At 69.6% G+C, this 24,815-nt stretch carries 23 protein-coding genes and 1 pseudogene; 6 read left to right on the top strand and 18 right to left on the bottom strand.

Annotated features, from left to right (window positions below; genetic code table 11):
- Positions 1 to 93: 93 nt before the first annotated feature.
- Positions 94 to 2,811, top strand: a complete 2,718-nt coding sequence (locus ACIBZJ_RS36530; protein WP_395938016.1) for a carboxypeptidase regulatory-like domain-containing protein — start codon at positions 94 to 96, stop codon at positions 2,809 to 2,811.
- 77 nt (positions 2,812 to 2,888) lie between these two features.
- Here the strand turns inward: ACIBZJ_RS36530 and purL are convergent.
- From purL to ACIBZJ_RS36510, 4 genes and pseudogenes are all read right to left on the bottom strand, one after another.
- A pseudogene (gene purL, locus ACIBZJ_RS36525) lies at positions 2,889 to 5,123 on the bottom strand (phosphoribosylformylglycinamidine synthase subunit PurL); the annotation flags it as partial.
- 23 nt (positions 5,124 to 5,146) lie between these two features.
- On the bottom strand, positions 5,147 to 5,821 hold the full coding sequence (gene purQ, locus ACIBZJ_RS36520; RefSeq protein ID WP_395938014.1) for a phosphoribosylformylglycinamidine synthase subunit PurQ: 675 nt from the start codon (positions 5,819 to 5,821) through the stop codon (positions 5,147 to 5,149).
- On the bottom strand, positions 5,818 to 6,078 hold the full coding sequence (gene purS / locus ACIBZJ_RS36515; protein WP_395938012.1) for a phosphoribosylformylglycinamidine synthase subunit PurS: 261 nt from the start codon (positions 6,076 to 6,078) through the stop codon (positions 5,818 to 5,820). The genes purQ and purS overlap by 4 nt, the downstream gene beginning before the upstream one ends.
- Before the next feature lie 164 nt (positions 6,079 to 6,242).
- Positions 6,243 to 6,836 (bottom strand): TetR/AcrR family transcriptional regulator, encoded by a 594-nt coding sequence (locus tag ACIBZJ_RS36510; protein ID WP_395938150.1) that lies wholly within the window; start codon positions 6,834 to 6,836, stop codon positions 6,243 to 6,245.
- A 93-nt stretch (positions 6,837 to 6,929) separates the two neighbouring features.
- On the opposite strand from ACIBZJ_RS36510, the gene ACIBZJ_RS36505 reads away from it, so the two are divergent.
- The gene (locus ACIBZJ_RS36505; protein ID WP_395938010.1) at positions 6,930 to 7,553 is read left to right on the top strand and encodes an NAD(P)-dependent oxidoreductase; all 624 of its coding nucleotides are present in this window, start codon (positions 6,930 to 6,932) and stop codon (positions 7,551 to 7,553) included.
- Positions 7,554 to 7,667: 114 nt separating this feature from the next.
- On the opposite strand, the gene ACIBZJ_RS36500 is transcribed toward ACIBZJ_RS36505, so the two are convergent.
- From ACIBZJ_RS36500 to ACIBZJ_RS36475, 6 genes are all read right to left on the bottom strand, one after another.
- Entirely contained in the window at positions 7,668 to 8,255 is a 588-nt protein-coding gene (locus ACIBZJ_RS36500) for a hypothetical protein (RefSeq protein WP_395938008.1), read from the bottom strand.
- A gap of 580 nt (positions 8,256 to 8,835) precedes the next feature.
- On the bottom strand, positions 8,836 to 9,177 hold the full coding sequence (locus ACIBZJ_RS36495; protein WP_395938006.1) for a hypothetical protein: 342 nt from the start codon (positions 9,175 to 9,177) through the stop codon (positions 8,836 to 8,838).
- Between the two features lie 1,381 nt (positions 9,178 to 10,558).
- Complete coding sequence (locus tag ACIBZJ_RS36490) at positions 10,559 to 10,990, bottom strand: hypothetical protein (protein WP_395938004.1); 432 nt, start codon at positions 10,988 to 10,990, stop codon at positions 10,559 to 10,561.
- 163 nt (positions 10,991 to 11,153) lie between these two features.
- Entirely contained in the window at positions 11,154 to 12,980 is a 1,827-nt protein-coding gene (locus ACIBZJ_RS36485; protein WP_395938002.1) for an ABC transporter substrate-binding protein, read from the bottom strand.
- Between the two features lie 96 nt (positions 12,981 to 13,076).
- Complete coding sequence (locus tag ACIBZJ_RS36480) at positions 13,077 to 13,916, bottom strand: helix-turn-helix domain-containing protein (protein WP_395938000.1); 840 nt, start codon at positions 13,914 to 13,916, stop codon at positions 13,077 to 13,079.
- Positions 13,917 to 14,042: 126 nt separating this feature from the next.
- Positions 14,043 to 14,276, bottom strand: coding sequence for a hypothetical protein (locus ACIBZJ_RS36475; protein WP_395937998.1), 234 nt, complete (start codon positions 14,274 to 14,276; stop codon positions 14,043 to 14,045).
- 770 nt (positions 14,277 to 15,046) lie between these two features.
- Between ACIBZJ_RS36475 and ACIBZJ_RS36470 the strand changes: the two genes are divergently transcribed.
- Positions 15,047 to 15,277 (top strand): hypothetical protein, encoded by a 231-nt coding sequence (locus ACIBZJ_RS36470; protein ID WP_395937996.1) that lies wholly within the window; start codon positions 15,047 to 15,049, stop codon positions 15,275 to 15,277.
- Here the strand turns inward: ACIBZJ_RS36470 and ACIBZJ_RS36465 are convergent.
- The 5 genes from ACIBZJ_RS36465 to ACIBZJ_RS36445 form a co-directional block, all read right to left on the bottom strand.
- Complete coding sequence (locus tag ACIBZJ_RS36465; protein WP_395937994.1) at positions 15,274 to 15,858, bottom strand: hypothetical protein; 585 nt, start codon at positions 15,856 to 15,858, stop codon at positions 15,274 to 15,276. The two genes, ACIBZJ_RS36470 and ACIBZJ_RS36465, sit on opposite strands and share 4 nt — an antisense overlap.
- 8 nt (positions 15,859 to 15,866) lie before the next feature.
- Complete coding sequence (locus tag ACIBZJ_RS36460) at positions 15,867 to 16,031, bottom strand: hypothetical protein (RefSeq protein ID WP_395937993.1); 165 nt, start codon at positions 16,029 to 16,031, stop codon at positions 15,867 to 15,869.
- 33 nt (positions 16,032 to 16,064) lie between these two features.
- A complete protein-coding gene (purB, locus tag ACIBZJ_RS36455) occupies positions 16,065 to 17,483 on the bottom strand; it encodes an adenylosuccinate lyase (protein ID WP_395937991.1) in 1,419 nt (472 codons plus the stop codon).
- 14 nt (positions 17,484 to 17,497) lie between these two features.
- Positions 17,498 to 18,427, bottom strand: a complete 930-nt coding sequence (locus tag ACIBZJ_RS36450) for a zinc-binding dehydrogenase (RefSeq protein WP_395937989.1) — start codon at positions 18,425 to 18,427, stop codon at positions 17,498 to 17,500.
- A gap of 72 nt (positions 18,428 to 18,499) precedes the next feature.
- Complete coding sequence (locus ACIBZJ_RS36445) at positions 18,500 to 19,174, bottom strand: hypothetical protein (protein ID WP_395937987.1); 675 nt, start codon at positions 19,172 to 19,174, stop codon at positions 18,500 to 18,502.
- A gap of 111 nt (positions 19,175 to 19,285) precedes the next feature.
- Here ACIBZJ_RS36445 and ACIBZJ_RS36440 point away from each other — a divergent pair, with 111 nt between their 5' ends.
- Both ACIBZJ_RS36440 and ACIBZJ_RS36435 read left to right on the top strand, forming a co-directional pair.
- Entirely contained in the window at positions 19,286 to 19,564 is a 279-nt protein-coding gene (locus tag ACIBZJ_RS36440; RefSeq protein ID WP_395937985.1) for a hypothetical protein, read from the top strand.
- A 131-nt stretch (positions 19,565 to 19,695) separates the two neighbouring features.
- Positions 19,696 to 21,348 (top strand): APC family permease, encoded by a 1,653-nt coding sequence (locus tag ACIBZJ_RS36435; protein WP_395937983.1) that lies wholly within the window; start codon positions 19,696 to 19,698, stop codon positions 21,346 to 21,348.
- Between the two features lie 13 nt (positions 21,349 to 21,361).
- Here the strand turns inward: ACIBZJ_RS36435 and ACIBZJ_RS36430 are convergent, their stop codons facing one another.
- On the bottom strand, positions 21,362 to 22,069 hold the full coding sequence (locus ACIBZJ_RS36430; protein WP_395937981.1) for a TetR/AcrR family transcriptional regulator: 708 nt from the start codon (positions 22,067 to 22,069) through the stop codon (positions 21,362 to 21,364).
- 90 nt (positions 22,070 to 22,159) lie between these two features.
- Here ACIBZJ_RS36430 and ACIBZJ_RS36425 point away from each other — a divergent pair, with 90 nt between their 5' ends.
- Positions 22,160 to 23,014 (top strand): NAD(P)H-binding protein, encoded by an 855-nt coding sequence (locus tag ACIBZJ_RS36425; RefSeq protein ID WP_395937979.1) that lies wholly within the window; start codon positions 22,160 to 22,162, stop codon positions 23,012 to 23,014.
- 60 nt (positions 23,015 to 23,074) lie between these two features.
- Here ACIBZJ_RS36425 and ACIBZJ_RS36420 read toward each other — a convergent pair whose 3' ends face one another.
- Both ACIBZJ_RS36420 and lpdA read right to left on the bottom strand, forming a co-directional pair.
- Positions 23,075 to 23,263, bottom strand: a complete 189-nt coding sequence (locus ACIBZJ_RS36420; protein ID WP_395937977.1) for a DUF2283 domain-containing protein — start codon at positions 23,261 to 23,263, stop codon at positions 23,075 to 23,077.
- A gap of 137 nt (positions 23,264 to 23,400) precedes the next feature.
- Positions 23,401 to 24,801, bottom strand: coding sequence for a dihydrolipoyl dehydrogenase (lpdA, locus tag ACIBZJ_RS36415; protein ID WP_395937975.1), 1,401 nt, complete (start codon positions 24,799 to 24,801; stop codon positions 23,401 to 23,403).
- Between the last annotated feature and the right edge of the window lie 14 nt (positions 24,802 to 24,815).

Genomic DNA, 24,815 nt, shown 5'->3' with positions numbered 1-24,815 from the left:
AAACCGGTGAGACGTTAGGTATCGGATACCTCGGCAAGGCATAGTGATCGGTCGGAGCGCTGTCCGGCGCGAACCGATACGCGGGAGACAGTGGTGTACGCAAAGCGACTGGGCTCGACGCTGTTAGCGGCCCTCGCAGCGGCGAGCCTCGTTTTCCTTCCGGCCGCTCCCGCCAGCGCCGGTGACCCGGCCGACCTGCGGCTCGAGGTGCGTCAGGGCAACCTGGCGACCCAGGCCGGCGGCCAGCCCGCCACGCTCGTGTTCGCGATCACCAACGACGGCCCGTCCAAGGCCGACGCGTTCAACGCCAACGTCGTCATCCCGTTCGGCGACCGGGGCGTCGTGCTGGCCAGCAGCAGCCCGAGCTGCAACCAGGTCGGCGGTCCGACCGTGCTCTCCTGCCCGGTGAACGAACTCGACGTCGGCAAGACCACCGTGTTCACGCTCGTCATCGCGCCGCCGCAGGCCGGGTCGCTGCCCGCCACCGATGCCCCGCTGAACGCCACCGGCCAGATCAGCATCGACGCGGGCGGCGACGACCCGAACGGCGCCAACGACACCAGCCAGTTCACGCTGACGCTCACCGGCGCGCCGCCCCCCGTCACCCAGATCAACGGCACGGTCGCCGACGGCCAGTCGGGCCAGCCGGTCGTCGGGGCCAGCGTCACGACCCGGGACGTGAACGGCGCCACCTGCCTCTCCACCACCGACGCGACCGGCACGTTCAACTGCACGCCCGCCCAACCGCTCGCCGGTGGCCAGGTCACGATCGAAGCGACGATGGCCGGCTACCAGGTCAGCCGCACGACGGTGACGCCGCAGAACGGCACGGTCACCGGGGTGTCGCTGGCGCTGGAACCGGCCGCGAGCGCCAGCCCGAGCCCGTCGCCGGCCGCGCCGAGCAGTCCGGCGGCGTCGACCCCGGCTCCGCAGGCCGCGGTGAAGTCCGACGGTGGCGGATTCCCGTGGGACACCGTGCTGTTGATCGTCGGCATCGTGGTGGCGCTCGGTGGGCTGGGGGCGCTGGCGTTCTGGCTCTACAAGCGCAGCGAGAAGGACAACGGCGACCCCGGGGGCCCGGGCGGGCCCGGCGGGCCCCAGGATCTGCCCGACCTGGTCGCGGCCGAGTCGATCATGCCGACGATGCCCATGCGGGTGCCCGGCGCACTGGCCGAGACCACGGTGGCGACGCAGCCGCCGTACCCGGCCCCGGTCGGTGCCGACGCGACCGCGGTGTGGGGTGCACCGCCTCCTTCCCCGGAGGGCGCGGGCAACTGGCAGCACGTGAACCGGTCGACCGAGCCGATCCAGGTCTCCGGGGGCGCGGCCGGGTGGTCCGCCGGCAATGCCACCGACAGCACCGCGGAGTGGCCCGTGGTGTCCCCGGACGCCCCGGCGTCCGGGATGCCCGCGCCCGTCTCGGCCGACGCGACGGCGGCGTGGCCCACGGCCGATCCCTCCGTCGAACAGCAATGGGGGACGCCCGGCCGCACGGCGTACGGCTCTCCGCCCGCGGAGGCTCCGCTGGCGGGCTGGGACGTTCCCCCCGCGGCGGCCCAGCCCCCGGCCGGCTACCAGCCCTCGGCCGCGTACCCGGCGTCGGCACCCCCGGCCGCGTACCAGGCCTCGGGGCCTCCGGCCGCGTACCAGGAGGCCTCGGCACCCCCGGCGGAGTACCAGTCCTCGGCACCTCCGGCGGGGTACCAGTCCTCGGCACCTCCGGCGGGGTACCAGTCCTCGGCACCTCCGGCTGGGTACCAGCAGGCCTCGGCACCCCCGGCGGAGTACCTGGCCTCGGCACCCCCAGCGGGGTACCAGTCCTCGGTGCCTCCAGCGGGGTACCAGTCCTCGGCACCTCCGGCGGGGTACCAGACGCCGGTGCCTCCCGCGGGGTACCAGACGCCGGTGCCTCCGGCGGGGTACCCGGCGGCCGCGAACTATCCGGCGTCGGCCCCGCCGATGGGCTATGCCGGGTCGGCGTCCTCGGCGTCGGGCTACCCGCCGCAGCCCATGTCCGGACCGCCCGCACCGGGCTACCCCGCCCGGCCGATGTCGGGGCCACCGGCAGGCAGCTACACCGCGTCGCCCACACCGCCGATGTCGGGGCAACCCATGTCGGGGCCACCTTCGCCGGGCTACCCGGCCTACCCCGCGTCCGGGCCGCCGGCCCCGGGTTACCCGGGCCGGCCGATGTCAGGACCGCCCGCACCGGGCTACGCGCCTCCCGCACCGCCGATGTCAGCACCGCCCGCACCGGGCTATGGGCCTCCCGCGCCGCCGACGCCGGGACCGCCGATGTCCGGACCGGCGATGTCGGGAGCACCGATGTCGGGGCCGCCCGCACCGGGCTATGGGCCTCCCGCGCCGCCGATGTCCGGGGTTCCGCAGCCGACCGCGCAGTGGCCTGCCTCCGACTACTCCGGACCGCCGCCGAACGGCTACCCGGCCTCCGCGCCACCGGCGTACCAACCCCAGCCGCCCGCGCCGGGCTACCCCGGCCAGCAGGCGAACTACCCGTCCTCGGCGCCGCCCACCGGTTACCAGCCGCCCGCCGGGTACCAGCCGCCCGCCGGGTACCAGTCACCGGCCTGGCAGCCCCCGCCCCCTCCGGGTAACCCCCCTCCGGGTAACCCCCCTCCAGGTAACCCGTCTCCGGATTACCCGTCTCCGGGGTACCCCTCGTACCCGGCCCAGGGCTACCAGCATCCGCCACCGCCCCCGCCCGGCCAGCCGTACGGCTCGTATCCGCAGCAGCCCGAGCCGCCCGAACCGGAAGTCCCCGACTGGGACCAACCGCGCCGGCAGCGGTAGGCAGCCAGGCGCCAGAAACCACACCGGCCCGCACCCCGAACAGCGAGGGGTACGGGCCGGCCCGATGAACGCCCAGCTCAGTGGCGTCCACCAAAAAGAGCAGGAAGGGTGCCGGTCCACGCGGACCGCAACTCCTCCAACGGAATCGTGAACTGACCCTGGACCTCCAGCGCCCCGCCGACCTTGTCCACGACGCCGATCCGTGCCCACGGAAGCGCCCGCATGGTGCACATGTCGGTGAACCGGAGTTCCTCGGTGCGCGGCACCGAGACCAGCACCCGGCCGGCCGACTCCGAGAACAGCCAGACGAACGGGTCCGCGCCTTCCGGCAGCACGACCCGCGCGCCGACGCCGTACCGCAGCGTCGCCTCGGTCAGCGCCTGCGCCAACCCCCCATCGGACAAATCGTGCGCGGCCGACAGCATCCCGTCGCGCGAACCCGCGATCAGGATTTCGCCGAGCAGCTTCTCGCGGGCCAGGTCGACCCGCGGAGGCACCCCGCCGAGGTGGCCGTGCAGCGCCCAGGCCCACTCCGACCCGGACAGCTCCTCCTCGGTCGACCCGAGCAGGATCAGCGACTCGCCGTCGTCGGAGAATCCCATCGGCGTCCGGCGGGCGACGTCGTCGAAGACCCCCAGCACGCCGATGACCGGCGTCGGGTGGATCGCGGTCGTCCCGGTCTGGTTGTAAAAGCTGACGTTACCGCCGGTGACCGGCGTCCCCAGCGTCTGACAACCGTCGGCCAGGCCGGTGACGGCCTGCTGGAACTGCCACATGACGCCCGGGTCCTCCGGACTGCCGAAGTTGAGGCAGTTCGTGACCGCCAGCGGAGCCGCACCGGTCGTCACGACGTTCCGGTAGGCCTCGGCCAGCGCGAGCTGGGCCCCGGCGTACGGGTCGAGTTTCGCGTACCGGCCGTTACCGTCGGTAGCCAACGCGATCCCGCGGTTGCTGTCTTCGTCGAGCCGGATCACGCCGGCGTCTTCCGGCTGCGCCAGCACGGTGTTGCCCTGCACGTACCGGTCGTACTGCTCGGTCACCCAGCTCTTGTCGGCCAGGTTCGGGCTCGCGACCAGCGTCAGCAGCGTCTCGCGCAGCTCGTCGCCGGTCTTCGGGCGCGGCAGCGTCTCGGCGCGGTCGGCCTGGACCAGTTCGAAGTCACTGGGCCGCTCGATCGGCCGGTTGTAGACCGGACCTTCGTCGGAGAGGCTGCGGGGAGGAACGTCGACCACGACCTCGTCGTGCCAGGTGATCACCAGGCGGTCACCGTCGACGACCTCGCCGATCGCGGTAGCGAGCACGCCCCACTTCGCGGCCAGCGCGAGCACCTCGTCGAGCTTCGACGGCTCGACGATCGCGAGCATCCGCTCCTGCGACTCGCTCGCCAGGATCTCGTGCGGCTCCATCGACGGCTCGCGCAGCGGGACCCGCTCGAGCCAGACCCGCATGCCGACCTTGCCGGCCGCCGCGGTCTCGGTGGTGGCGCAGGTCAGTCCGGCGCCGCCGAGGTCTTGAATGCCGACGACGAGCTCGCGGTCGAACATCTCCAGACACGACTCGATCAGCAGCTTCTCGACGAACGGGTCGCCGACCTGGACGGACGGACGCCTCGACTCCGAGCCGGCCTCGAACGTGGCGCTGGCGAGCACCGAGACGCCGCCGATGCCGTCACGGCCGGTCTTGGCGCCGAGCAGCACGACGACGTTGCCGACGCCCTTGGCCGCCGACAGCTGGATCCGGTCGTGCGGCATGACGCCGACGCAGAGCGCGTTGACCAGCGGGTTGCCCTGGTAGGAGGGGTCGAACACGACCTCGCCGCCGATGTTGGGCAGGCCGAGGCAGTTGCCGTAGCCACCGACCCCGGCGACGATGCCGGGCAGCACCCGGGCGGTGTCGGGGTGGTCGTGGGCGCCGAACCGCAGCGGGTCCATGACCGCGATCGGGCGGGCGCCCATCGTCAGGATGTCGCGGACGATGCCGCCGACACCGGTCGCCGCGCCCTGGTAGGGCTCGACGAAGCTCGGGTGGTTGTGGCTCTCGACCTTGAACGTGACCGCGAGCCCGTCACCGACGTCGACCACACCGGCGTTCTCACCCATGCCGACGAGCAGCGCGTCGGTCTTCGGGGCCTTCTCGCCGAACTGGCGCAGGTGCACCTTGCTCGACTTGTAGGAGCAGTGCTCGCTCCACATGATCGAGTACATCGCGAGCTCGGTCTGGGTGGGACGACGGCCGAGGATCTCGCGGATCCGGGCGTACTCGTCGTCCTTCAGGCCGAGCTCCAGGAACGGCTGCTGCTCGTCGGGGGTTTCCTCGGCGGCTTTCGTCGTGTCGGTCATGCGGGCACCAGCGCCCGGATCACCGAGGTGAAAAAACCCAGGCCGTCGGTCGACGGCCCGGTGAGAGCCTCGGTGGCGTGCTCGGGGTGCGGCATGAGCCCGACGACGTTGCCGGCTTCGTTGCTGATGCCGGCGATGTCACGGGCGGACCCGTTCGGGTTGCCGACGTACCGGGCGATGACCCGGCCTTCCGCCTCGAGCTCGTCGAGCGTCTTCTCGTCGGCGACGTAGGCGCCCTCGCCGCTCTTCAGCGGGATGAGGATCTCCTGGTCTTTCTCGTAGTCCTGCGTCCAGCGAGTCGCGGTGGACGCGATCGTCAGCTTCTGGTCGCGGTTACGGAAGTGCAGGTGGTGGTTGCGACGGAGAGCGCCCGGCAGCAGGTGCGACTCGCACAGCACCTGGAAGCCGTTGCAGATCCCCAGCACGGGAAGGCCTTGTTTGGCCCCATCGACCACTGAGGCCATCGCGGGCGCGAACCGGGCGATCGCCCCGCAGCGCAGGTAGTCACCGTACGAGAAGCCGCCGGGCAGGATCACCGCGTCGACGCCGTGCAGGTCGGCGTCCGCGTGCCAGAGGGACACCGGATCACCGCCGGCCAGCCGGACCGCGCGCAGCGCGTCCCGGTCGTCGAGCGATCCGGGGAACGTGACGACTCCTATTCGCGGGTTCATTCCACGACCTCGACGCGGACTTCGTAGTCCTCGATCACCGGGTTGGCCAGAAGCGTCGCCGCGGCGCGGCGCACCTCGTCGAGAGCCTCTTCGGTGGCCTCACCGGCGAGTTCGACCTCGAAGCGTTTGCCCTGACGGACACTCGCGATCGAGGAGAATCCCAGAGTGGGCAGGGCGTTGGCGATCGCCTGACCCTGCGGGTCGAGGATCTCGGGCTTGAGCATGACTTCGACGACGACGCGTGTCGGCGCGGGCACGGAAACTCCTGGAAGGCACGGGATGCGACGATTCAGCCTACCGAGGCTTCCGCCGTACCCGGTCACGACCGCCAGGGATACGCCCCGCACCCGGCGAGTCACCCGGCGAATCGCCCCGCGCCAGCCCGTTCCGGACCGCCGGAAGCCCGTTCCGGACCGCCGGATCAGCGCTGCCGCGGGTCGTCCGGCGGGCGGCGAGACGACGTCAGCGCTGGAGACAAGGCGTCGACCAGCGCGGCGGCGGTTGCCTCGGCGTCCGCACGTTCGTGGTCCGCGAATTGGGCCAGGAACGCGTGCTGGAAGCAGGCGCCCAGCAGTAGCGCGGCCAAACTGGCCGCATCGGCCTCCGGGTCGACCCGGCCGAGCTGCTGCTCAGCGGTCAAGTAGGCGGTCAGAGCCTCGTTGGCCTTGTGGGGACCGGCGCCGCTGCGGCGGAGCCCGGCGCGGTGGGCCTGGAGGACCTTGGGCTCGGCAAAGATCGACCCGGAGATCGGAAAGCTGTCGGTATAGAAGTTGATCGCCGCTTTTGCGGTTTCCCGGAGGTTGGCGGCCACGGTCGCGTCACCGGGTCGCAACGCATCGATCGCCGACGAGAACGGCGGCAGTCGCTCGGCCAGGACGCGCACGAACATCTCGGTCTTGTCGGCGAAGTGCTTGTAGAGCGTGGCCTCGGAGAAGCCGGCCGCCCTGGCGATCTCTTTCGTGGTCGCGTGGGCCAGGCCGCGCTCGCGCATGACCGAGGCGGCGGCGTCGAGGATGCGGTCGCGGGTACTCAGCGGGACTCCCTTGACGGGACGGCGGTGGTGTCGTCAGTCTAGGGTGGTGAGTACTTACTAACCACGGAGGGTGTCGTGAAACTTGTCGTGATGGGAGCCACCGGCGGAATCGGCCGGGAGGTGGTCCGGCAGGCTCTGAAAGATGGCGACCAGGTGACGGCGCTGGTGCGCAACCCGCTCGACCTGGAACATCCAGCGCTGGAGGTCGTGCGGGTGGACGTGCTCGATCCGGCGGCGCTGGCGCCGGCCATCGCGGGCCACGACGCCGTGATCAGCGCTCTGGGCCACCGAGGAGGCGGTCCAGCCACGGTCTGCGCGGACGGGGCTCGGGCGTTGGTGGCCGGAGCCGGCGACGTAGGCCTGCGCCGGGTGCTCCTGGTGAGTGCGAGCGGCGCGTACGTCGAACCATCCGACGACGTGGTGACGCGGCGACTGGTGAAGCCGATGCTCGGCCGATTCCTTCGCCGCTCGTTCGACGACACCCGCGAAATGGAGGCGCTCGTTCGGGCGAGCGATCTGGACTGGACACTCGTACGCCCACCGCGCCTGACGAACGGCCCCCACACCGGCCGGTACCGCACCGGCGTCGATGGCGTTCGCCGGGGCTATCGGGTGGCCCGGGCCGACGTGGCTGACGCGCTCCTGGCGCTGATCCCGCAACGCGGCTCGATCCGGCGCGCCCTGACCGTCGCCGGTTGAGGCTCGGCCCGCCCTCACCGTCGCCGGTTGAGGCTCGGCCCGCCCGGCGACGCCTACCCCGCGTACCACTGCGAGGTAGACGCCGCGGTCGACGCGACTATCGCGTGGGCCTGATCAACGCCAGCCGGTCACGGCGGAGATCATCTGCCCGAAGGGACCACTGGCCACCGGGAACCCCTGCGGCGCGGTGGTGATCGCCCCGGGAGCAGGCGATCCGTTCACCGTGTTGCCGGTCCCGTCGGCACCCTGGACGCCACCGATACCCACGTTGACGAGGCTGTAACTGCCCGCCTCGTTGTAAATACCGGGGCCGCCTTTTCCGCCGGATCCCGCCTCGACGTCGTTGCCGCTGGCGGAATTGTCATCGCCGCCGTCGCCGCCCGATCCCCCGTATCCGAAGTTGACCGGGGAAACCGAACCGGCCGGGTTGTACCGAGCCGGACCGAGGAAATCTCCGCCACTGCCCGAGCGAGTCCCGTCACCGTGAGTCGAGTTGAAATTCCCGCCTTGGCCACCGGAGCTACGCCGCAGATCCGCATTGTCGCCGACGTCTTGAAGAGCCGTGTCGGCAGCCCCGACCGCCGGTGAATCGGTCGGCAGATTCGCGTCCACCGGTGACGCTTGCGCCACGCCTGCGCCGGCCAAAACTAACCCACTGGTCAAGGCGGCGATCCCCGCACTCCGCTGCATCCATTCGTTCACGATTGAGTACACCTTCCACGACTGAAACGAATTACTCGGAATTACCGAAATATCTCCGGTCGATCATCGAATGCGCTTTCGGCTTCGATGATTGAACAGCCTGCCATTCGCGCAGATCGATCTTCAACCCCGAGGACACGAGTCAGTCGGCCAGCAAATCAGGGGGCGGCACAAATCACTGAGCCCGGAGCTCCTGCCTGGCCCCCGCGCCCGTCGACGACATTTCCTTGTCCACCGCTCCCAGGGTGCACCCGGACACTGATACCCCCGCATTCGACCACGAGCCCGTCAGCAGTGGCGGCGCCCGATACGACCGGTGACGTCACCGGCACCGGACTGGGCGGAGCGGCCGATCCATTTACTCCGGCCCCCTCGGGCGCGGCCTCACCGGCTGATCGCCCGATAGCGTCGATCATGCACAGCGACAAGGCGAAACTAATAACTGCAACCGTCACCCGAACGAACATCACTAAACCCCCGATTCCCAGCGTGGCTGCCGGGATAAAGGCCAGTGCCCGTCCCGTTCGCGACGGGACGGGCACTGGTGAAGGACTCGGCTGAAATGTCAGCCGTCAAGGCGTCAGCGCAGGATGACGTTGCCACCGACGCCGGCGTCGGCGCCGTAGTAGCCGTTGTTGTCGTTGCCGCCGGTGCCGCCGTAGACGTCGTAGTTGGCGGGAATGGCTCCCCGGCCGACGTCGACGGTGCCGCCCTGGCCAGCCACACCGGTGGGGCCGTAGGCGCTGTTGTTGTTACCGCCGTAACCGCCCTGGACGACGCCACGAACCGGCGGCGCGGGCGGCGGGGGCGGCGGCGGGGTCAGGTGCACGCCGGACAGGTTGGCCTGCGGCGTGGCGGCCGACTGCGCCGCCTGGGCACCGGCAGCGCTCGCGGCGACCATTCCCGCAGAAAGCAAGCTCACGGCAACGCCGTAGCGAATCCACGACTTCATTCTGAAGATTTCCCTTCACGACGGCATCCCTGACCAGAAGGCAAGAATGCCGAGTATGAGATGGATGGAACCGCGAACTGCCTAACACAGTTCTCGGCGCCTTCGCCCGACAGGATTGCGGACGGCCACCGAACCCAACTGCGCTAGCCGGTCGGCACCCACGATGATTGATGGCACCGATTCGCGGCCGGATCTTGCTGACGAGGAAACCTGCGCTTGTCTAAGCAGGCAGTTAAGCCGGCAGCGCGACTCACAATGCTTCTTCGCCGGAGGGCGTGATTCGCGGTGCGATTGAATCGTGCCCTAAGGCTTGAACCCCCCGCCACGAACCTTGGCATATGCCCCGAGGCGGTGCAACCCCGACATCGCTCATTTTTCGTGACACTTCATCGTGACTTGCGGCTAACAACGGTAGGGGTCAACGCGCCCGGCGCGGACGAGTCGGCATTACCCGGCAGGTGCCGTCCCGACCGATCGTTATTGAGTGCCCCACCCCGGCGGCGGCGCCGGGCCCACGAGCCTTTTTGCCGTTTCCGCCACTCGGAGCCGTAACGATCAACCGGCCTCCCACTCGTCTCACCTGGCAGCCGCGGAAGGAACTACTGGCGCCTCCGGCATGGGCCGCCGGCGGGTGCGGCGGAATAGGTGCCCGGGGTGGCGGCGCGGCAGCAGGCGGCGGCGGTGGTGGAGGCGGGGGAGGTGGCGGGGACGCAAAAGCGTCCGTCATCGGCGAAACACACGCTCCGGCGACTCCGACGGTTACCGCGAATAGGCGAAACCGTTTCAGTCCTCTGTTCATCATCTCAGCTACTTCCTCGGAGATTCGATGGCACAACCCCGACAAGCGGTCGCATCGTGCTACGAGATGCCGTCGTGTCGCGGTACGGTGCTATTCCGAGTGCGACCCCGGGCTCGACGGCTCCTCGATGCTACGACTCCCCGATCAATAACGAGGCCCCTCGCTCCGGCGCGCCGACGGACTTGCCTCTCATGCCCCTGAGATGCGGTAAAGCAGGAGAGACATGCCGCACACCAGCGCTTACGAGAATAGAAATAGAAATTGCCGAGGGTTCGAATCAGAACCGGAACGAAGTGGCCGCTCCGAGGGAACGGCGTCACCGAGCCACCGATGTTCCGGACGACACCGAGCATTGCGCGCGACCGGCCACGGTCCGCACCCGAGGGGTTGCGTAGCTACCCCACCGACCTGAGCACGTCGACTGACGATAACTCATCGTCAATCCCGACAAAAGCCCTGCACAGGTCTTTTCTGCGCCCGGCCCATCAAACGTCCCCCGCGGAGACCCGGGTCGGCCGTCCCGTTCCGCCCGCCGCGGGGCAGTTGGCCGGTCTAGTACGCTTGGTACATCGGGATCTTGCGGTTGCTCCGGGACACGCCGGTAACCAGGAACATCACCCCGGAGCCCACCAGCAACGGCGGCCCCACGAGCCCAGCCAGGTACTGCACGACCGGCGGCCGCGTCCGCGCCGTCTCGCCCACCAAGCGGGCCGGAATCGCGTCGTACTCGAACTCGCCGCCCGACTGGCGGTAGTCGATCAGATGCCCCTGGTGCACCTGGGTTCCGGTCAGCCACATCGCGTCGCTACAGGTCACCTGACCGGTCGTCGTCTGCAGCGCCGACAGGCACTCGTCACCGGGCTGGATCGTCACCTTCGAGCCGAGCAGGTAGGTCCACGCCATCCACGCCCACACGCAACAGAGCGCGGCGATCGCCACTAAACCGATCGCTACGACCCTGGCCGGCCGGATCGAAGAGCTCACGCCACCTACTCGCACCATGACACCAATTGAGGGGTCAACTATAGGGTCGAGCCAGCGGGTTTACGGGATGTTTACGCCTTTGGTCCCGACCCGAGTCCCGGCGCACTCAACAAGTGGACTGTGCATACGCACAGTAAGGTAATAACCCACCGATAGCGGCCGACTACTGCACGCGGCTCTTGCCCAGGAATCCATCGGTGCCGACCACGAAATACCACTCCGGTGGAGTGCCGGCCAGATCACCGTCCGGCTTGAACGCGATCGGCCCGGTGACGCCCTTGCCCTGGTACGAATCCAGGAACTTGTTCACGTCGGCGCGCGACTTCTTTCCCGCCGCGAACGCGGCGAGGAGCGCGTTCGTGGCGTCGTAGGCCTCCCCGGTGAAGACCGCGGGGCTCGTCGTCGTCTTCGACCGGACCTTGGACTGGAAATCCGCCGGCAGACCGGCCCCGGGCACGCACGCGCAGACGACGATCGTGTCCTTGCCGCCTTCACCCGCGTCCGTCACGTACACGGTGTCGAGCAGACCGGGCCCGCCCACGAACTCGATCTTGCTGCCACCCTTGTCGTTGACCGCCAGCCGGAGCGCGGCGGCCTCCTGGGAGAACCCCGCGAACGCGATCGCGGTCGCGCCCGAGTTGACGATCGTCGACGCGAGCAACGTGAAGTCGGTCTGGCCCGGCTTGATCGTCGACGAGTCCACGACCGAGGTGCCCAGCGCCTCCTTCGCGGCTGCGGCGGCCGCCTTCGGGTACGTCGTTCCGTCGTCGACGACGAAGACCTTGGCGTCCGGCTCGCCGCTCTTGATGTACTTCGCCATCGCCCGGCCGGTGTCGCCGTCGGTGCCGACCGTCCGATGGAAGCTCTTCATCTTTTTCTCGCTGAGCGAGACCGTGGAGACGGTGGGGTTCACCATCGGCACGCCGGCCGCGTCGAAAATCGGCGCGGCCGCGTCGGCTTCCTTCGAGAACAGCGGGCCGATCACCCCGAGGATCGACTTGTCCTCGATGATCTGCTTCGCCAGAAGCTTGGCCTTGTCAACCTCGCCGCCGCTGTCGAACTCGCGGATCGCGACCGTGCAGTCCGGGTGGGCGGTGTGGTACTCCTCCGCGGCCAGGTTCGCGACCGCGACCACCGCCTCGCCGATGCTGTCGGCGTCACCGCCGGTGTCACCGACGACCGCGAGCGTTCCGCTCGAACACTTCGCCGCGACCGGCGCCTTGGCCTTCGCCGTGTTCGTGTCGCCCTTGTCGTCCTTCAGCGCGTACCAGGCGGCCGTGCCGCCCCCGCCGATCAAAACCAGAGCAACTACCACGATGAGGACGACGCCCAGCAGCGATTTTTTGGGCCTGGGAGCGTCGGGGGGCGGCGCGGCGGCGTACTCCTGGGGCCCATATTGGACGTAGGCGGCCTGGTCGGCGTAGGGCTGCCCGGACGCGTCGTAACCGGCGTACTGCTGCTGCTCGTACTGAGGCTGCTCGTATTCGGGCTGGCCGTACTGAGGCTGAGCGTATTGAGGCTGGCCGTACTGCTGCGGTTGCTGGTACTGGGGTTGCTCGTACTGCGGCTGCTCGTACTGGGGCTGGCCGTACTGGGGCTGGCCGTACTGGGGCTGGCCGTACTGGGGCTGGCCGTACGGGGGCTGGCCGTACTGCTGCGGCTGCTGCTGTTGAGGCTGGTCGTACTGGGGCGGCTGCTGCCGGTACTGCTGCGGGTCTTGCCCGTACTGCTGCAGGTCTTGCCCGTATTGGGGCGGCTGCTGCGCGAACTGGCCGTACTGCGGGGGCTGCTGGCCGTAGGACGGATCCTGTGGCCCGTAGCTACCGTGCGAATACTCTCCGTACGACGGTAAACCCGGCTGCGGCGGCGTCGAGGATTGGCCCGGCGCCGGTGGTCCGCTCGGCGACTGCTCGGGCGGGAGAGTCCACGACGGCTCGTTCGGATTCTCGCCCTCGGGCGGTTGGCCACCGCCGGCCGGATACTGGGTCATCACCGTTCCCCGTGGTCACACTGGCATTACTCGGAAGCTCTAGTACCCCCCGAGAAGCGCCAGAATACGGACCACCCGCCACCGGCGCATCGCCGACTACCCGGCGTACCGCCGCGTGGCACCGAGAATCAGGTCGGTCGCCATCGATCCGCGCACCGCCAGAAGCGAGAACGCGTCGAAGATCCGCTCGTACACGAGAATCTCCGCGGGCTCACGCAGCGTGAGCTCGGCACCGAGCGTCTCCACCAGCGCGTAGTCCCGATCGAAGAGCCAGAACCCGTTCAGCGGCCCCACCGGCCAGCGCGCCCCGAACGGAACCACGGCCAGATCGACGTTGGGCATCCGGGCGACCGTCAGTAACCGATCGAGCTGGGCGTGCATGACCGGCGCCTCGGCCATCCGGCAGTAGAGCGCGGTCTCGGCCAGGACGAACTGGTACCGCCGCCCGGGCTGGTGCAGCAGCTCCTGGCGACTCAGCCGGGCCCGGACGCCGTCCTCGACGTCGTCCGCGATCTGGTACGTGCTCACCAGCCCTTGGAACACCGCTCGGGCGTAGTCGGCGGTCTGCAGTAAGCCCGGCAGCACGCCCGGCTCGAACACCCGGATCAACGTCGCTTCGGCCTCGGCCTCGAGACGCTGCACCTGGCGCGCCCGCGTGCCGGTGGACAGCCGCTGCCGCCACTGGGTGTACTCCATCCGGGCCTGCCGCAAGGCGACGTGCAGCCGCTCGGCGTCGTCCGATCCCGCACCGGTGGCATCCACCCATGCGTCCACATCAGACCTGGTCGCGGTCTGCTGACCGCGCTCCAGCTTGGACACCTTCGAATGCGGCCAGCCGGTGCGATCGGCAACCGCTCGCCCGGTGAGACCGGCATCTTCGCGCACTTGGCGCAGTTGCAATCCGAAGACGCGCAGAGCGTCATGGGGCTTGGCCACGGAACCGGTGATCCCTCCTCGCCGAAGGGTAACGGTCGGGGTCCGCCCGTCCGGACACCGACCACCGCGATTACCGACCCCTCCGTCCTCAGTGGTCTCCCACCGCCGCAGGGGATCTCAGCTACCTCACGGATCGGGCGGAAAAGACCCCAAACAGCCGTCGGCGGGGAAATATCCCAGCAGCTCCAACGGGATCTCGACCGCCGTCTCGTGTGCCGGTAGCCCCCGCGCGGCCAGTGCTGCCACTGCTTCCCCGTCGGTGACGCGCCAGCCCTGGACGACCAGCGTCCCGCGATCGGTCTCGTAGACGGACGGGCACGAGCCGCTCGAGCTGTTCGTGCCGCGAAAAGTGAGTTTCATGATTCCCCCCAGGTCCACACTGAACTACCCAGCACCGCCCGGTATTGCGCTGGAGAGTCAGATGGTTGCTAAACGCGGAGAAAATCCCAACCCCGCATCGGCCATCTGCAGTCTATTTCTCGCAATTTCTTGAAGTTGAACACGGTAAACCGGCATCCTCGAAGGAGGGAGCCGAGCGCCGACGACGCCGCACGGCCCCCACACCCCGCCCCGAGTACCCCACTCTCCGTTCCGGGATGAGGGGATCGGAGGACACGTGTCGAGGCTCTCGGCAGTTCGCCGCACCACCGCGCTCCACGCCCGCCAGGGCACTCAGTCGCGCCCGCACGGGGCCAGCACCACGCGTCCGAGACCGGGCCGTCCCCGGCCGGCCGGGCCGCGCCCGCCGAGTCCGGCCACGGCCGGGTGAGCCTGCCGGGGCCGGTCGGCGGTACCACCGACGCGGAACTCTGGCTCGCCGGCTATGAGTTACGAACCGCGCATCTCCCGGTCGGTGATTCGCCCGAGTGCCCGATCTGCCACACGAATGGGGAGTGCGTCCTCTACCGGACCGGCGTCGAGATGATGCGCCGGGCGACCGACGTCCCCCCGCCGCCCCTCGGCCGCGACTGGGCGTCCGGCGAACCGCGCTCCGGAACAGGTTGACCCGCTCGGGAGCGGGCCGGTGGGCGGCACCCGAGCCGCAACCGGGCTGCGACCGGGGACGCTCTTCCGGGCCGGGATGGTCTCCCTATCGCCTCGGGGGAGGCGCAACCGGCAGGGGGAACACCATGACGCTCACTGTGAAGGCCGAGGCACTGTTCGTCAGCGTGCTGCAGCCGTCGGACGCCAGCAGTTCGGCTCAGCTCGAAGCCGCGATCGAGAGCAGCCTCGAGCAGTTCGGCGGCCCGTCCGGCTGTGCCCAGCGCCTGGCCGCGGAGTTCGGCGACCACCCGGAGATCGCGGTCCCCCGCATGCGGTGGGCGCTCGAGGCGCTGGAAGCCACCGACGCACCGTTCTAGTCGCGCTCACGCTCGTTCACATAGGCGTCCCGATCGAATGGTCCCAGTCGTAGCGCCCGGCCGGTTCGGTGCTCCCCACGGACGCCACCCGGACCCCGATGTCGTCCCGCCACTGCATCGCCCACCGCCGAATCGCGCCGATCCGCCCGTCGTCGAGCCCATAGGCCCGGAAGAGTCGGTCGCCCAGGTACTCCACCGCTCCGAGGCGGTCCGCGCACTTTGAGCCCGACTGCGTCCTCCAGGCTGACGACCGGCCCGAACGCCGACCGGGCCGGCGGCTGCAGCGCCTCTTTCAAGAGGTCGACCTCGCACTCTCCGTCCGGCGTACGGACCTCCATGCGGGCCATCCGAGGGGTCACCTGGAGCACCTCCACGCCGAACCCTCTCGCGCGGTAGGCGGCCGCGAGTCGCTCGACCACCACGGCCATCGGTATGGGCTCGCAATAGGCGAAGTCGACGTCCTTCGACGGCCGGTCGACGAGGTCGTGGGCCTGCATCGCGTAGCCGCCGGCGAGTACCAGGCCTAACTCGTCCCCCGCGTCGAATCCGACGTCGAGCATCCGCCGATGCAGGGGATCCATCGGCATGGTCAGACCGCCGGCGTGAGCGAAAGCCGTTCTTCCCACAGTTGCCGCAACTGTTTAAGGATCAACCGCCGCAGCAGCGCCCAGTCGTGCCGGAGCAGCGTGGCATCCATGTACTCCGCGACATCGCCGCGCTGACCCACGTCGATCAGGATCCGGTAGAGGTGCACCCGATCCTCGGCGTCGAACTCCTCTAGACGTCCCTACAAGATGTCCCCCGGCGCATACGCCGCCGCCGCCGGATGCCGCGCCGCGATCTCCGAAACCCTCCGCGCCACCTCCGCCACCTGCGCCGACGCCGCCCCGGTGAACGACGTCGGGTCGGCGACGAGCCCCCGCACGGTGGCCGTGTCCAGCCGCAGCCGCTCGTCCGACGCCAACCGCTCCAGCAGGTCGTTGCGCTCGATGCCCTTCTCGCGCATCTCCAGCGCCACCGCCACCGCGTGCTCCTTGATCGCCTCGTACGCGACCTCCCGGCCCACCCCCCGCTGCACAGCCGCGACCAGCACCTTCGTCGTCACGAGGAAGGGCAGGTACCGGTCGAGCTCGCGCTGCACCACCGCCGGGTACGCCCCGAACTCGGTCAGCACGGTGAGGAACGTCTGGAACAGCCCGTCCGCGGCGAAGAACGCGTCGGGCAGCGCGACCCGGCGGACGACGCTGCAGAACACGTCACCCTCGTTCCACTGGTTGCCGGCCAGTTCACCAGTCATCGTCGCGTACCCGCGGATGATCACCGCGAGCCCGTTCACCCGCTCGCACGAGCGCGTGTTCATCTTGTGCGGCATCGCCGACGAGCCGACCTGACCGGCTTTGAAGCCCTCGGTCACCAACTCCTGACCGGCCATCAGCCGGATCGTCGTCGCCAGGCTCGAAGGCCCCGCGGCGGCCACGACCAGCGACGAGACCGCGTCGAAGTCCAGCGACCGCGGATACACCTGACCGACGCTGGTGAACACCTGACCGAACCCGAGGTGCCTGGCCACCGCCTGCTCCAACGCGGCCAGCTTCAACGGGTCACCGCCGAGCAGGTCGAGCTGGTCGGCCGCGGTGCCGACCGGGCCCTTGATGCCACGCAACGGGTACCGCTCCAGCAGCGAGGAAATGCGGTCGTACGCCAGCATCTGCTCCTCGGCCGCCGACGCGAACCGCTTGCCGAGCAGCGTCGCCTGCGCGGGCACGTTGTGCGAGCGGCCGGTGAGCACCAGGGCGTCGAATTCGACCGCCCGCGCCGCCAGGCGCACCAGCGACGACACCACCCGGTCGCGGATCAGCTCCAGCGAACCCCGGACCTGCAGTTGCTCGACGTTCTCGGTCAGGTCGCGCGAGGTCATGCCCTTGTGGATGTGCTCGTGCCCGGCGAGCGCCGAAAACTCCTCGATCCGTGCCTTCACGTCGTGCCGGGTGACCCGCTCGCGCGCCGCGATCGACTCCAGGTCGACGTTGTCCACGACCGCTTCGTAAGCCTCGACCACGCCGTCCGGAACGGACACCCCCAGGTCCCGCTGTGCTCGGAGCACCGCGATCCACAGCTGGCGCTCGAGCACGATCTTGTGCTCTGGCGACCACAGCTTGGTCAGCTCGGGAGAGGCGTAGCGGGCGGCGAGAACGTTCGGGATCACGTCCCCATCTTCGCTCACACGGCGAGCAGCGTCTTACCGACCGCGGTCCGCGCCTCGATGGCCGCGTGCGCGTCGGCCGCCCGGGCCAGCGGGAACGTCTGGCCGATGAACGGCTCCAGGCCCGCGGCCAACGCGTCCCGCGCGAGTTCGGCGGGCGTCCCGGTCAGGTCCCGCAGCGTCAGGATTCGCGCGTTCACCGTCGCCGGGTCCGTCATCGACCCGCTGGCGGCTCCGTGGATCACGAACCGGCCCGCCGTGCTCACGAGCCCGGCCGCCGCCGTGCCCACCGCGCCGCCGACGCCGTCGAACACCACGTCGACGGCCGCGCCCCCGGTCAGCTCGCGGACCCGATCCGGCCACTCGGGCTGCCCGTAGTCAACGGCCTGCGTCCTCTTTCTGACGATATTCAGCTTGCCACCACTCGACGCCCCGATGACCCGGGCGCCGGCGCGGAGCGAGAGCTGAACGAGCAGCGTGCCGACCCCACCGGCCGCCGACTCGACCAGCACGATCTCCCCGGCGACCGGAGCGGCCAGCCGGAACAGCCCCAGCGCGGTCCGCCCGTCGGTGGCCAGCGCCACGCTGTCCGCCGTCGTCATCCCGGCCGGGATCTCGACGAGGTCGCCCACGCCGGCCAGGGCCTTCGACGCGTACCCGCCGTGGCCGCCGGTCGTCGCGAACACGCGCCGCCCGAGCAGCGCCCGGTCGACGCCCGGACCGACCGCGCTGACGACCCCGCCGACCCCATTACCCGGGATGAACGGCGGATCGGGCAGCGGAAACGCCCGCGGCGGTCGCCCGGCCCGAATCTGGGTCTCGACGAACGAAATGCTCACTCGTTCGACGTCCACCAGAACTTGGCCGGAAGCGGGAACCGGATCTTCGACCTCGACCGGCACCAGAACAGAGGGATCGCCGAAGGCGGTGAGCTGTATCGCGCGCATGGGGAGCAGCCTGCAACCTCAACCGAACTGGAGGTCAAGCGGTCGCCGGCGAATCGGCGCGACCTGATCGGCCTATCCGGCGGAGTAGGCGGCGAGCGCGGTGTCCCAATCGATGGCGAGCGCGTTGGGGTCGGTCGGTGAGAATCGCGCCGGCAACCGCGAGCCGGGGAACAGCAGCGGCACGGCCGCCGGCGGCACCGGGTTGCCCAGGCGGGCCTGGTAGGGCGCCATACCCGGCCGGAACACGGTCAGGATGAACGCGTACAGGTCGACGCCGGTCGGGCTGCGCATGCCCATCGAGTCGCTCTGGATGATGACGATCTCGCCCGGCAGGCCAGTCTGCAGCAACTCCGCGGCGGTCGGCCGGCCCGGCGTGGCCACTGCCCGGACGACCGGGGGCTGCGTGTGCCAATCGATCGCGACTTTGGCCCGGTCGACGGGGTCGACGCGTACCGCGACCAGCGTCCGGCCCGGCTGCAGCTGAGGAAGGACGTGCTCGGCGATCCGCTGCCGCACGGTGGCCCGGTAGGGCGGGGTGTCGTCCAGGCTCACCTCGAGAGTGACGACGCAGACCCGCTCGGGCGGCCCGCCCATCTGGACGGTGGTGCCGGTCAGCTGGACGTCGACGATGACGCCCCGCGCGAGTTGCCCGGCGCGCATCAGCTGCTCGTCGACGCCGGCGACCAGGCCGCTGGCCGCCGCCTTCATTTCGTCGGCAGCCTTGCGCATGTTCGAAAAGATTCCCATGCCTTGGAAGGTAAAGCCCTACGACTCCACAGCCCCGGCCAATGACAAAAAGTCGACCGCCCGGACGCTAGGGTCGCCCTCGCACCGGTCGGGCTAGCGCGAGGCAGGAACATGGCCACGGAGTTCGTGTTCGACAGGCAGATCCTCGTACTGGACGGCCGAGTCCTGGAGATCTTCCATCGCGACACCGAGGAGAGCCTCCGCTATCACGTGGCCTTCCTGCGGATCGAGGCCACGCCGCACCGAGACGGCTTCAAGGTACGGCTGGGCCGCGCCTACGGCGAGAACGACATCATGGGCGGACGGCGCTGGACGATGACCGCGGACGAGTTCGCCGCCTTCCGCGTCTTCATCGCGGATGCCATCGCCGCGCGCGACGGTCACCGATAGACAGCTCTCAAGTTCACGGTCCTTACGACCCGTAAGCGAAGAATGTCGCCGGAACGTCCTCCGTGTGGTGGATGCCGGGACGCCGCTCTCGAATGCGATAACCGGAGGACCGGGTGGCTGGGAGGGGCGCGATGACACACGACACGCAGGCCGTGGCGGATTCGGGCGCGGGGGCCGGCGACAAGGGGCTCAAAGGCGGGGCACTGGGGTTGGCCGCCAGCGTCGTGATCGGGATGTCGTCGACCGCGCCCGCCTATAGTCTGGCCGCGACCCTCGGCTTCATCGTCGTCGCGGTGGGCGTGAAGGCACCCGCGGTCATCCTGCTGGCGTTCATCCCGATGTACCTCATCGCGCTGGCGTACCAGGAGCTCAACAAGGCCGAGCCCGACTGCGGTACGACGTTCACCTGGGCGTCGCGGGCGTTCGGCCCCTGGGTCGGCTGGCTCGGCGGCTGGGGCATCATCGCCGCCGACATCATCGTGATGGCGAACCTGGCGCAGATCGCCGGCTCGTACAGCTACAAGCTGGTCGGAGCCGACGGGTTAGCCGACTCCACGTTCTGGAGCACGGTCGCCGGCGTGCTCTGGATCGTGATCATGACCTACATCTGCTACCGCGGCGTCGAGGTCTCGGCCCGGCTGCAGTACGCGCTGCTGGGCATCGAACTCGTGCTGCTGATCGCGTTCGCGGTGATCGCGCTGGCCAAGGTGTGGTCGGGCAACGGCGCCGACACCTCCATCCACCCCGCGCTGAGCTGGTTCTGGCCGGGTGGCCTGGGCGCCAGCGACCTGGTGGCAGCAACCCTGCTGGCCGTCTTCATCTACTGGGGCTGGGACACCGCCGTCGCCTGCAACGAGGAGACCGCCGACCCGGCCAAGACCCCCGGCCGTGCTGCGATCCTCTCCACCGTCCTGCTCCTGGTCACCTACGGGCTGGTCGCGGTCGCCGCGGTGGCGTTCGCCGGGGTCGGGACGAAGGGCATCGGCCTGGGCAACCCCGACAACGGGGACGACATCTTCAACGCGCTCGGGCCGGCGGTGTTCGGGCACTCGTTCATCGGTCAGGCCTTCGAGGTTCTCCTGCTGATCTCGGTGCTGACCTCGGCGTCGGCCTCCACCCAGACGACGATCATCCCGACCGCGCGCACGGCGCTGTCGATGGGCGCCTACCGGGCCATCCCCCGCAGCTTCGCCCGGATCCACCCCAAGTACCTCACCCCGACCGTGGCCACGATCTGGATGGGCGTCCTGTCGATCGTCTTCTACGTGGGCCTCACGCTGGTCAGCCAGAACGTGCTGGGTGACTCGATCGCGTCGGTCGGCCTGATGATCGCGTTCTACTACGGCATCACCGGCTTCGCCTGCGTGTGGTTCTACCGCAATCAGCTCACCAAGAGCGCACGCTCGTTCTGGATGCAAGGGGTCCTGCCCGGCCTGGGTGGGCTGATGCTGCTCGCCGCGTTCCTGAAGTCGGCCTACGACTATTCGAAGCCGGACGCGGGGAGCACGACGCTGGGCGGCGTCGGCGGGGTGTTCATCATCGGCATCGGCACGCTCGTGCTGGGCGCCTTGTTGATGATCGGTTACGCGCTGGTGGCGCCCGCGTTCTTCCGGGGCCGGACGCTGGTGAAGGGGACGGCAGATCTGGTGCTGGCGGGCACCGAACGGGATCCGTTGTTCGGTCTGCCCGACTCCGGCGACCAGTCGATCGTGATCGCGCCGGACCTGTCCAACGAGCCGCCGACCGTGCCGCCCGAGGACGTCATCCGACGGCAGCGGGATTAGTCGGAGTCCGGGGTTATCGGGGCTGTTCACCCGCCGGCCCCGGTCGGGCGGCGGCCAGCGAGCGGCTGAGCCACTCGCTCATCAGTGTCCGCTCGGCGTCGGTGAGGGCGGGCAGGTCGTCGATCAGCGTTCCGAACGTGATCGCGACCGTCCGCAGCGAGTCGTCGGGTACGGCCGTTCCCGCGCCGAGGATCGCGCTCGCGACCGCGTCGAACATCGCGTCGGCGAACCCGGGGTCCCGCCGGTCGGCGGCGCCGTCGAGCACCGCCAGCACGGCGCCGACACCGGCCGCGTGCACCATCGCGAGCGCGCGGTCCTCGTCGACCCGGAGCAGCCCGGCGGTGGCGAGCGCCCGGATGCGCGCGCGGAGCTTCTCGATACCGGCGGCGATCGCCGGTGACTGCGCGGTGCGCTCCGACGAGTACATCAACGTGAACAGGCTCGGGTTGGCCAGGCCGAACTCGATGTGCGACCGCCAGCCGGCCCGCAAGTCGGCCACCGGGTCGTCGTCGACGTGGGTGCGCAGTTTCGCGGCCACGTACGCGCTCAGCACGTGTTCGGCGACCGCGTCGACCAGGCCGTCCTTGTCGCCGAACAGGCGGTAGATCGTGGGCGCCTGTACGCCGGCCGCCTCGGCCACGGCGCGGGTGGTCACGGCGCGGATCCCGTGCTCGCGCAGGAGTTGGGCCGCGGCCTCGACGATCTGCTCTCTTCCGGTCACTTATCAACGATAACAATCGGCCGTTGGCAGTGAAAACAAACCAGTGCTAACGTCGTTTGCGTATCGCTGGAAACAACAAGGGAGACCGCCATGTTCGTCATCACCGGAGCCACCGGCCAGCTCGGATCGCGAATCGTCGAGCGGCTGCTGCGGCGGGTGCCGGCCGAGCGCGTTGCGATCAGCGTGCGGGAACCCGCGAAGGCCGGCGCGCTCGCCGAGCGCGGCGTACGGATCCGCGCCGCCGACTTCACCGACCCGGCCTCCCTGGAGCACGCGTTCGAGGGCGCAGAGCAGGTGCTCGTCGTCTCGGCCGCGATCCGCGGCGCCGACGAGGCAGTGGCCGCGAACACGGCCGCGCTCGACGCAGCCAGTGCGGCCGGCGCGAAACGGATCCTCTACACCAGCCACCAGGCCGCGTCCCGCAACTCGCTGTTCGGGGCGGCGCAGACCCACGCGCGGACCGAGGAGCACCTGGCCGGGCTCGGCGTGCCGTTCACCGCGCTGCGCAACGGCTACTACGCCACCGCGATCGGCCTGACTCTCGGCGGCGTCCGGGAGACCGGTCGGCTGACGCTGCCCGAGGACGGCCCGTTCTCCTGGACCTCGCACGACGACCTGGCCGACGTCGCCGTGGCCGCGCTCACCACCGACGGCCTGTTCGACGGCGCCACACCGCCGCTGACCGGGCCCGAGGCGCTGGACTTCGAGGCCGTGGCCGCGGTCGTCAGCGACGTGCTCGGCCGCCCCGTGACGCGGGTCGTGGTCAGCGACGAGGAGTGGGCGGCCACCAGCGGCATGCCACCGGCCGCCGCCGAATTCTTCCTCGGCATGTTCCGCGCCGCGCGCCGGGGTGAGTTCGCGGTCACCGACCCGACGCTGGAGAAGGTGATCGGCCGGCCCGCGACCGGGGTGCGCGCCGTCGTGGAGCGGTTGCTTCAGACCTGACCGATCGAGAACAGGACTGGCCCGCGCTTCGCGGGACCGGCAACCGCTACTCCTGGGTAGCTACCGGAGCAGCCGGCTCGCGCCGATGATCTCGACGCCCAACAGGTGGCCGGCAGCGTCGAAGTCGAGCACGACGTCACCATGGCCAGGCCGATCGATGACCACTTGCTCGACGGCTTCCCCGTCCTGGACGTCGTCGGCGATCTCGACGTACGCCGCATCGGCTTCCTCGTCCACCGTGATCCGCACGCTGGTAGTGGACCACGCTCGAACCTCATCCCCAGCGAGACCCGGGCGCGCAAGCCATCGACCAGACGCCCAAGAACGACGCATGGCCTGAGCGGCCCCCTGACCCGCACAACCGCAGGTCAGGAGGCCCAGTAATGTCAGAAGTTGATCATGTGGCCGGCCAGGCCGTGGATCGCTTCCTTTACCGCCTCCGACAGCGTCGGGTGCGCGTGCACGTTCCGGCCCACCTCGTGCACCGTCAGGTCCCACTGCTGGGCCAGCGTCAGCTCCGGCAGCAGCTCGGTCACATCCGGCCCGATCATGTGCGCGCCCAACAGCTCGCCGTACTTCGCGTCCGACAGGATCTTCACGAAACCACCCGGGTCGCCCAGCCCGTGCGCCTTCGCGTTCGCGGTGAACGGGAACTTCGCGACCTGGACGTCGTACCCCTTCTCACGCGCCTGGGCCTCGGTGTAGCCGAACGAGGCGATCTGCGGCTGGCAGTACGTCGCCCGCGGGATCATCACGTAATCGACCGACTGGGTCTCGGCCCCGGCGATCGTCTCGGCGGCGATGATGCCCATCGCCTCGGCGGCGTGCGCGAGCATGAGCTTGGCGGTGCCGTCGCCGATCGCGAAGATGTGCGGGACGCTCGTCCGGCAGAACTCGTCGATGTCGATCGCACCGCGGTCGGTGAGAGCGACCCCGGTCTTGTCGAGGCCGAAGCCCTCGGTCCGCGGCGCGAACCCGATCGCCTGCAGCACCTTGTCGGTCTCCAGCACCTGCTGGGACCCGTCTTTGGAGACCGTCACCTTCACCGACGGTCCCGAGTCGTCGATCGACTCGACCCGGGTCGACGTGAGCACCTTGATGCCGAGCTTCTTGTAGCGCTTCGCGAGCTCCGTCGACACCTCGACGTCTTCCAGCGGCACCAGCCGGTCGAGGAACTCGACGATCGTCACGTCGACGCCGTAGTTGCGCATCACGTACGCGAACTCGACGCCGATCGCGCCGGCACCGGCGATGACGATGCGCTCGGGCAGGTTGTCGGTGAGGATCTGCTCCTCGTACGTGACGACCCGGTCGGAGAGCGAGGTGCCCGGCAGCAGGCGGGTGGTGGCCCCGGACGCGACGATCGCGTTGTCGAACGTGATCGTCTCGGTGCCGCCGTCGTTGAGCGCGACCTCGACCGTGTTGGCGTCGGTGAACGTGCCCCAGCCGTGGAACTGCTGGATCTTGTTCTTCTTCATCAAGAAGTGGACGCCCTTGACGCGGCCGTCGGCGACCTTGCGGCTGCGGTCGTACGCGGCCTTGTAGTCGAACGAAACCGTGCCGTCGACGGTGATGCCGAACTGCTTCGCCTCGTTCTGGAAGAGGTAGGCGAGTTCGGCGTTCCGCAGCAGCGCCTTGGACGGGATGCAGCCCACGTTGAGGCACACCCCACCCCAGTACTGCTTCTCGATGATCGCCGTCTTCTTGCCGAGCTGCGCGGCTCGGATCGCGGCGACATACCCACCCGGGCCCGCGCCCAGTACCACGACGTCGAAGTGTGTGCTCACGGTGTCCACCCTAT

Source organism: Cryptosporangium sp. NPDC051539, assembly GCF_044454545.1.
Classification (GTDB): Bacteria; Actinomycetota; Actinomycetes; order Mycobacteriales; family Cryptosporangiaceae; genus Cryptosporangium.
This window is presented reverse-complemented; position numbering and strand designations above follow the sequence as displayed.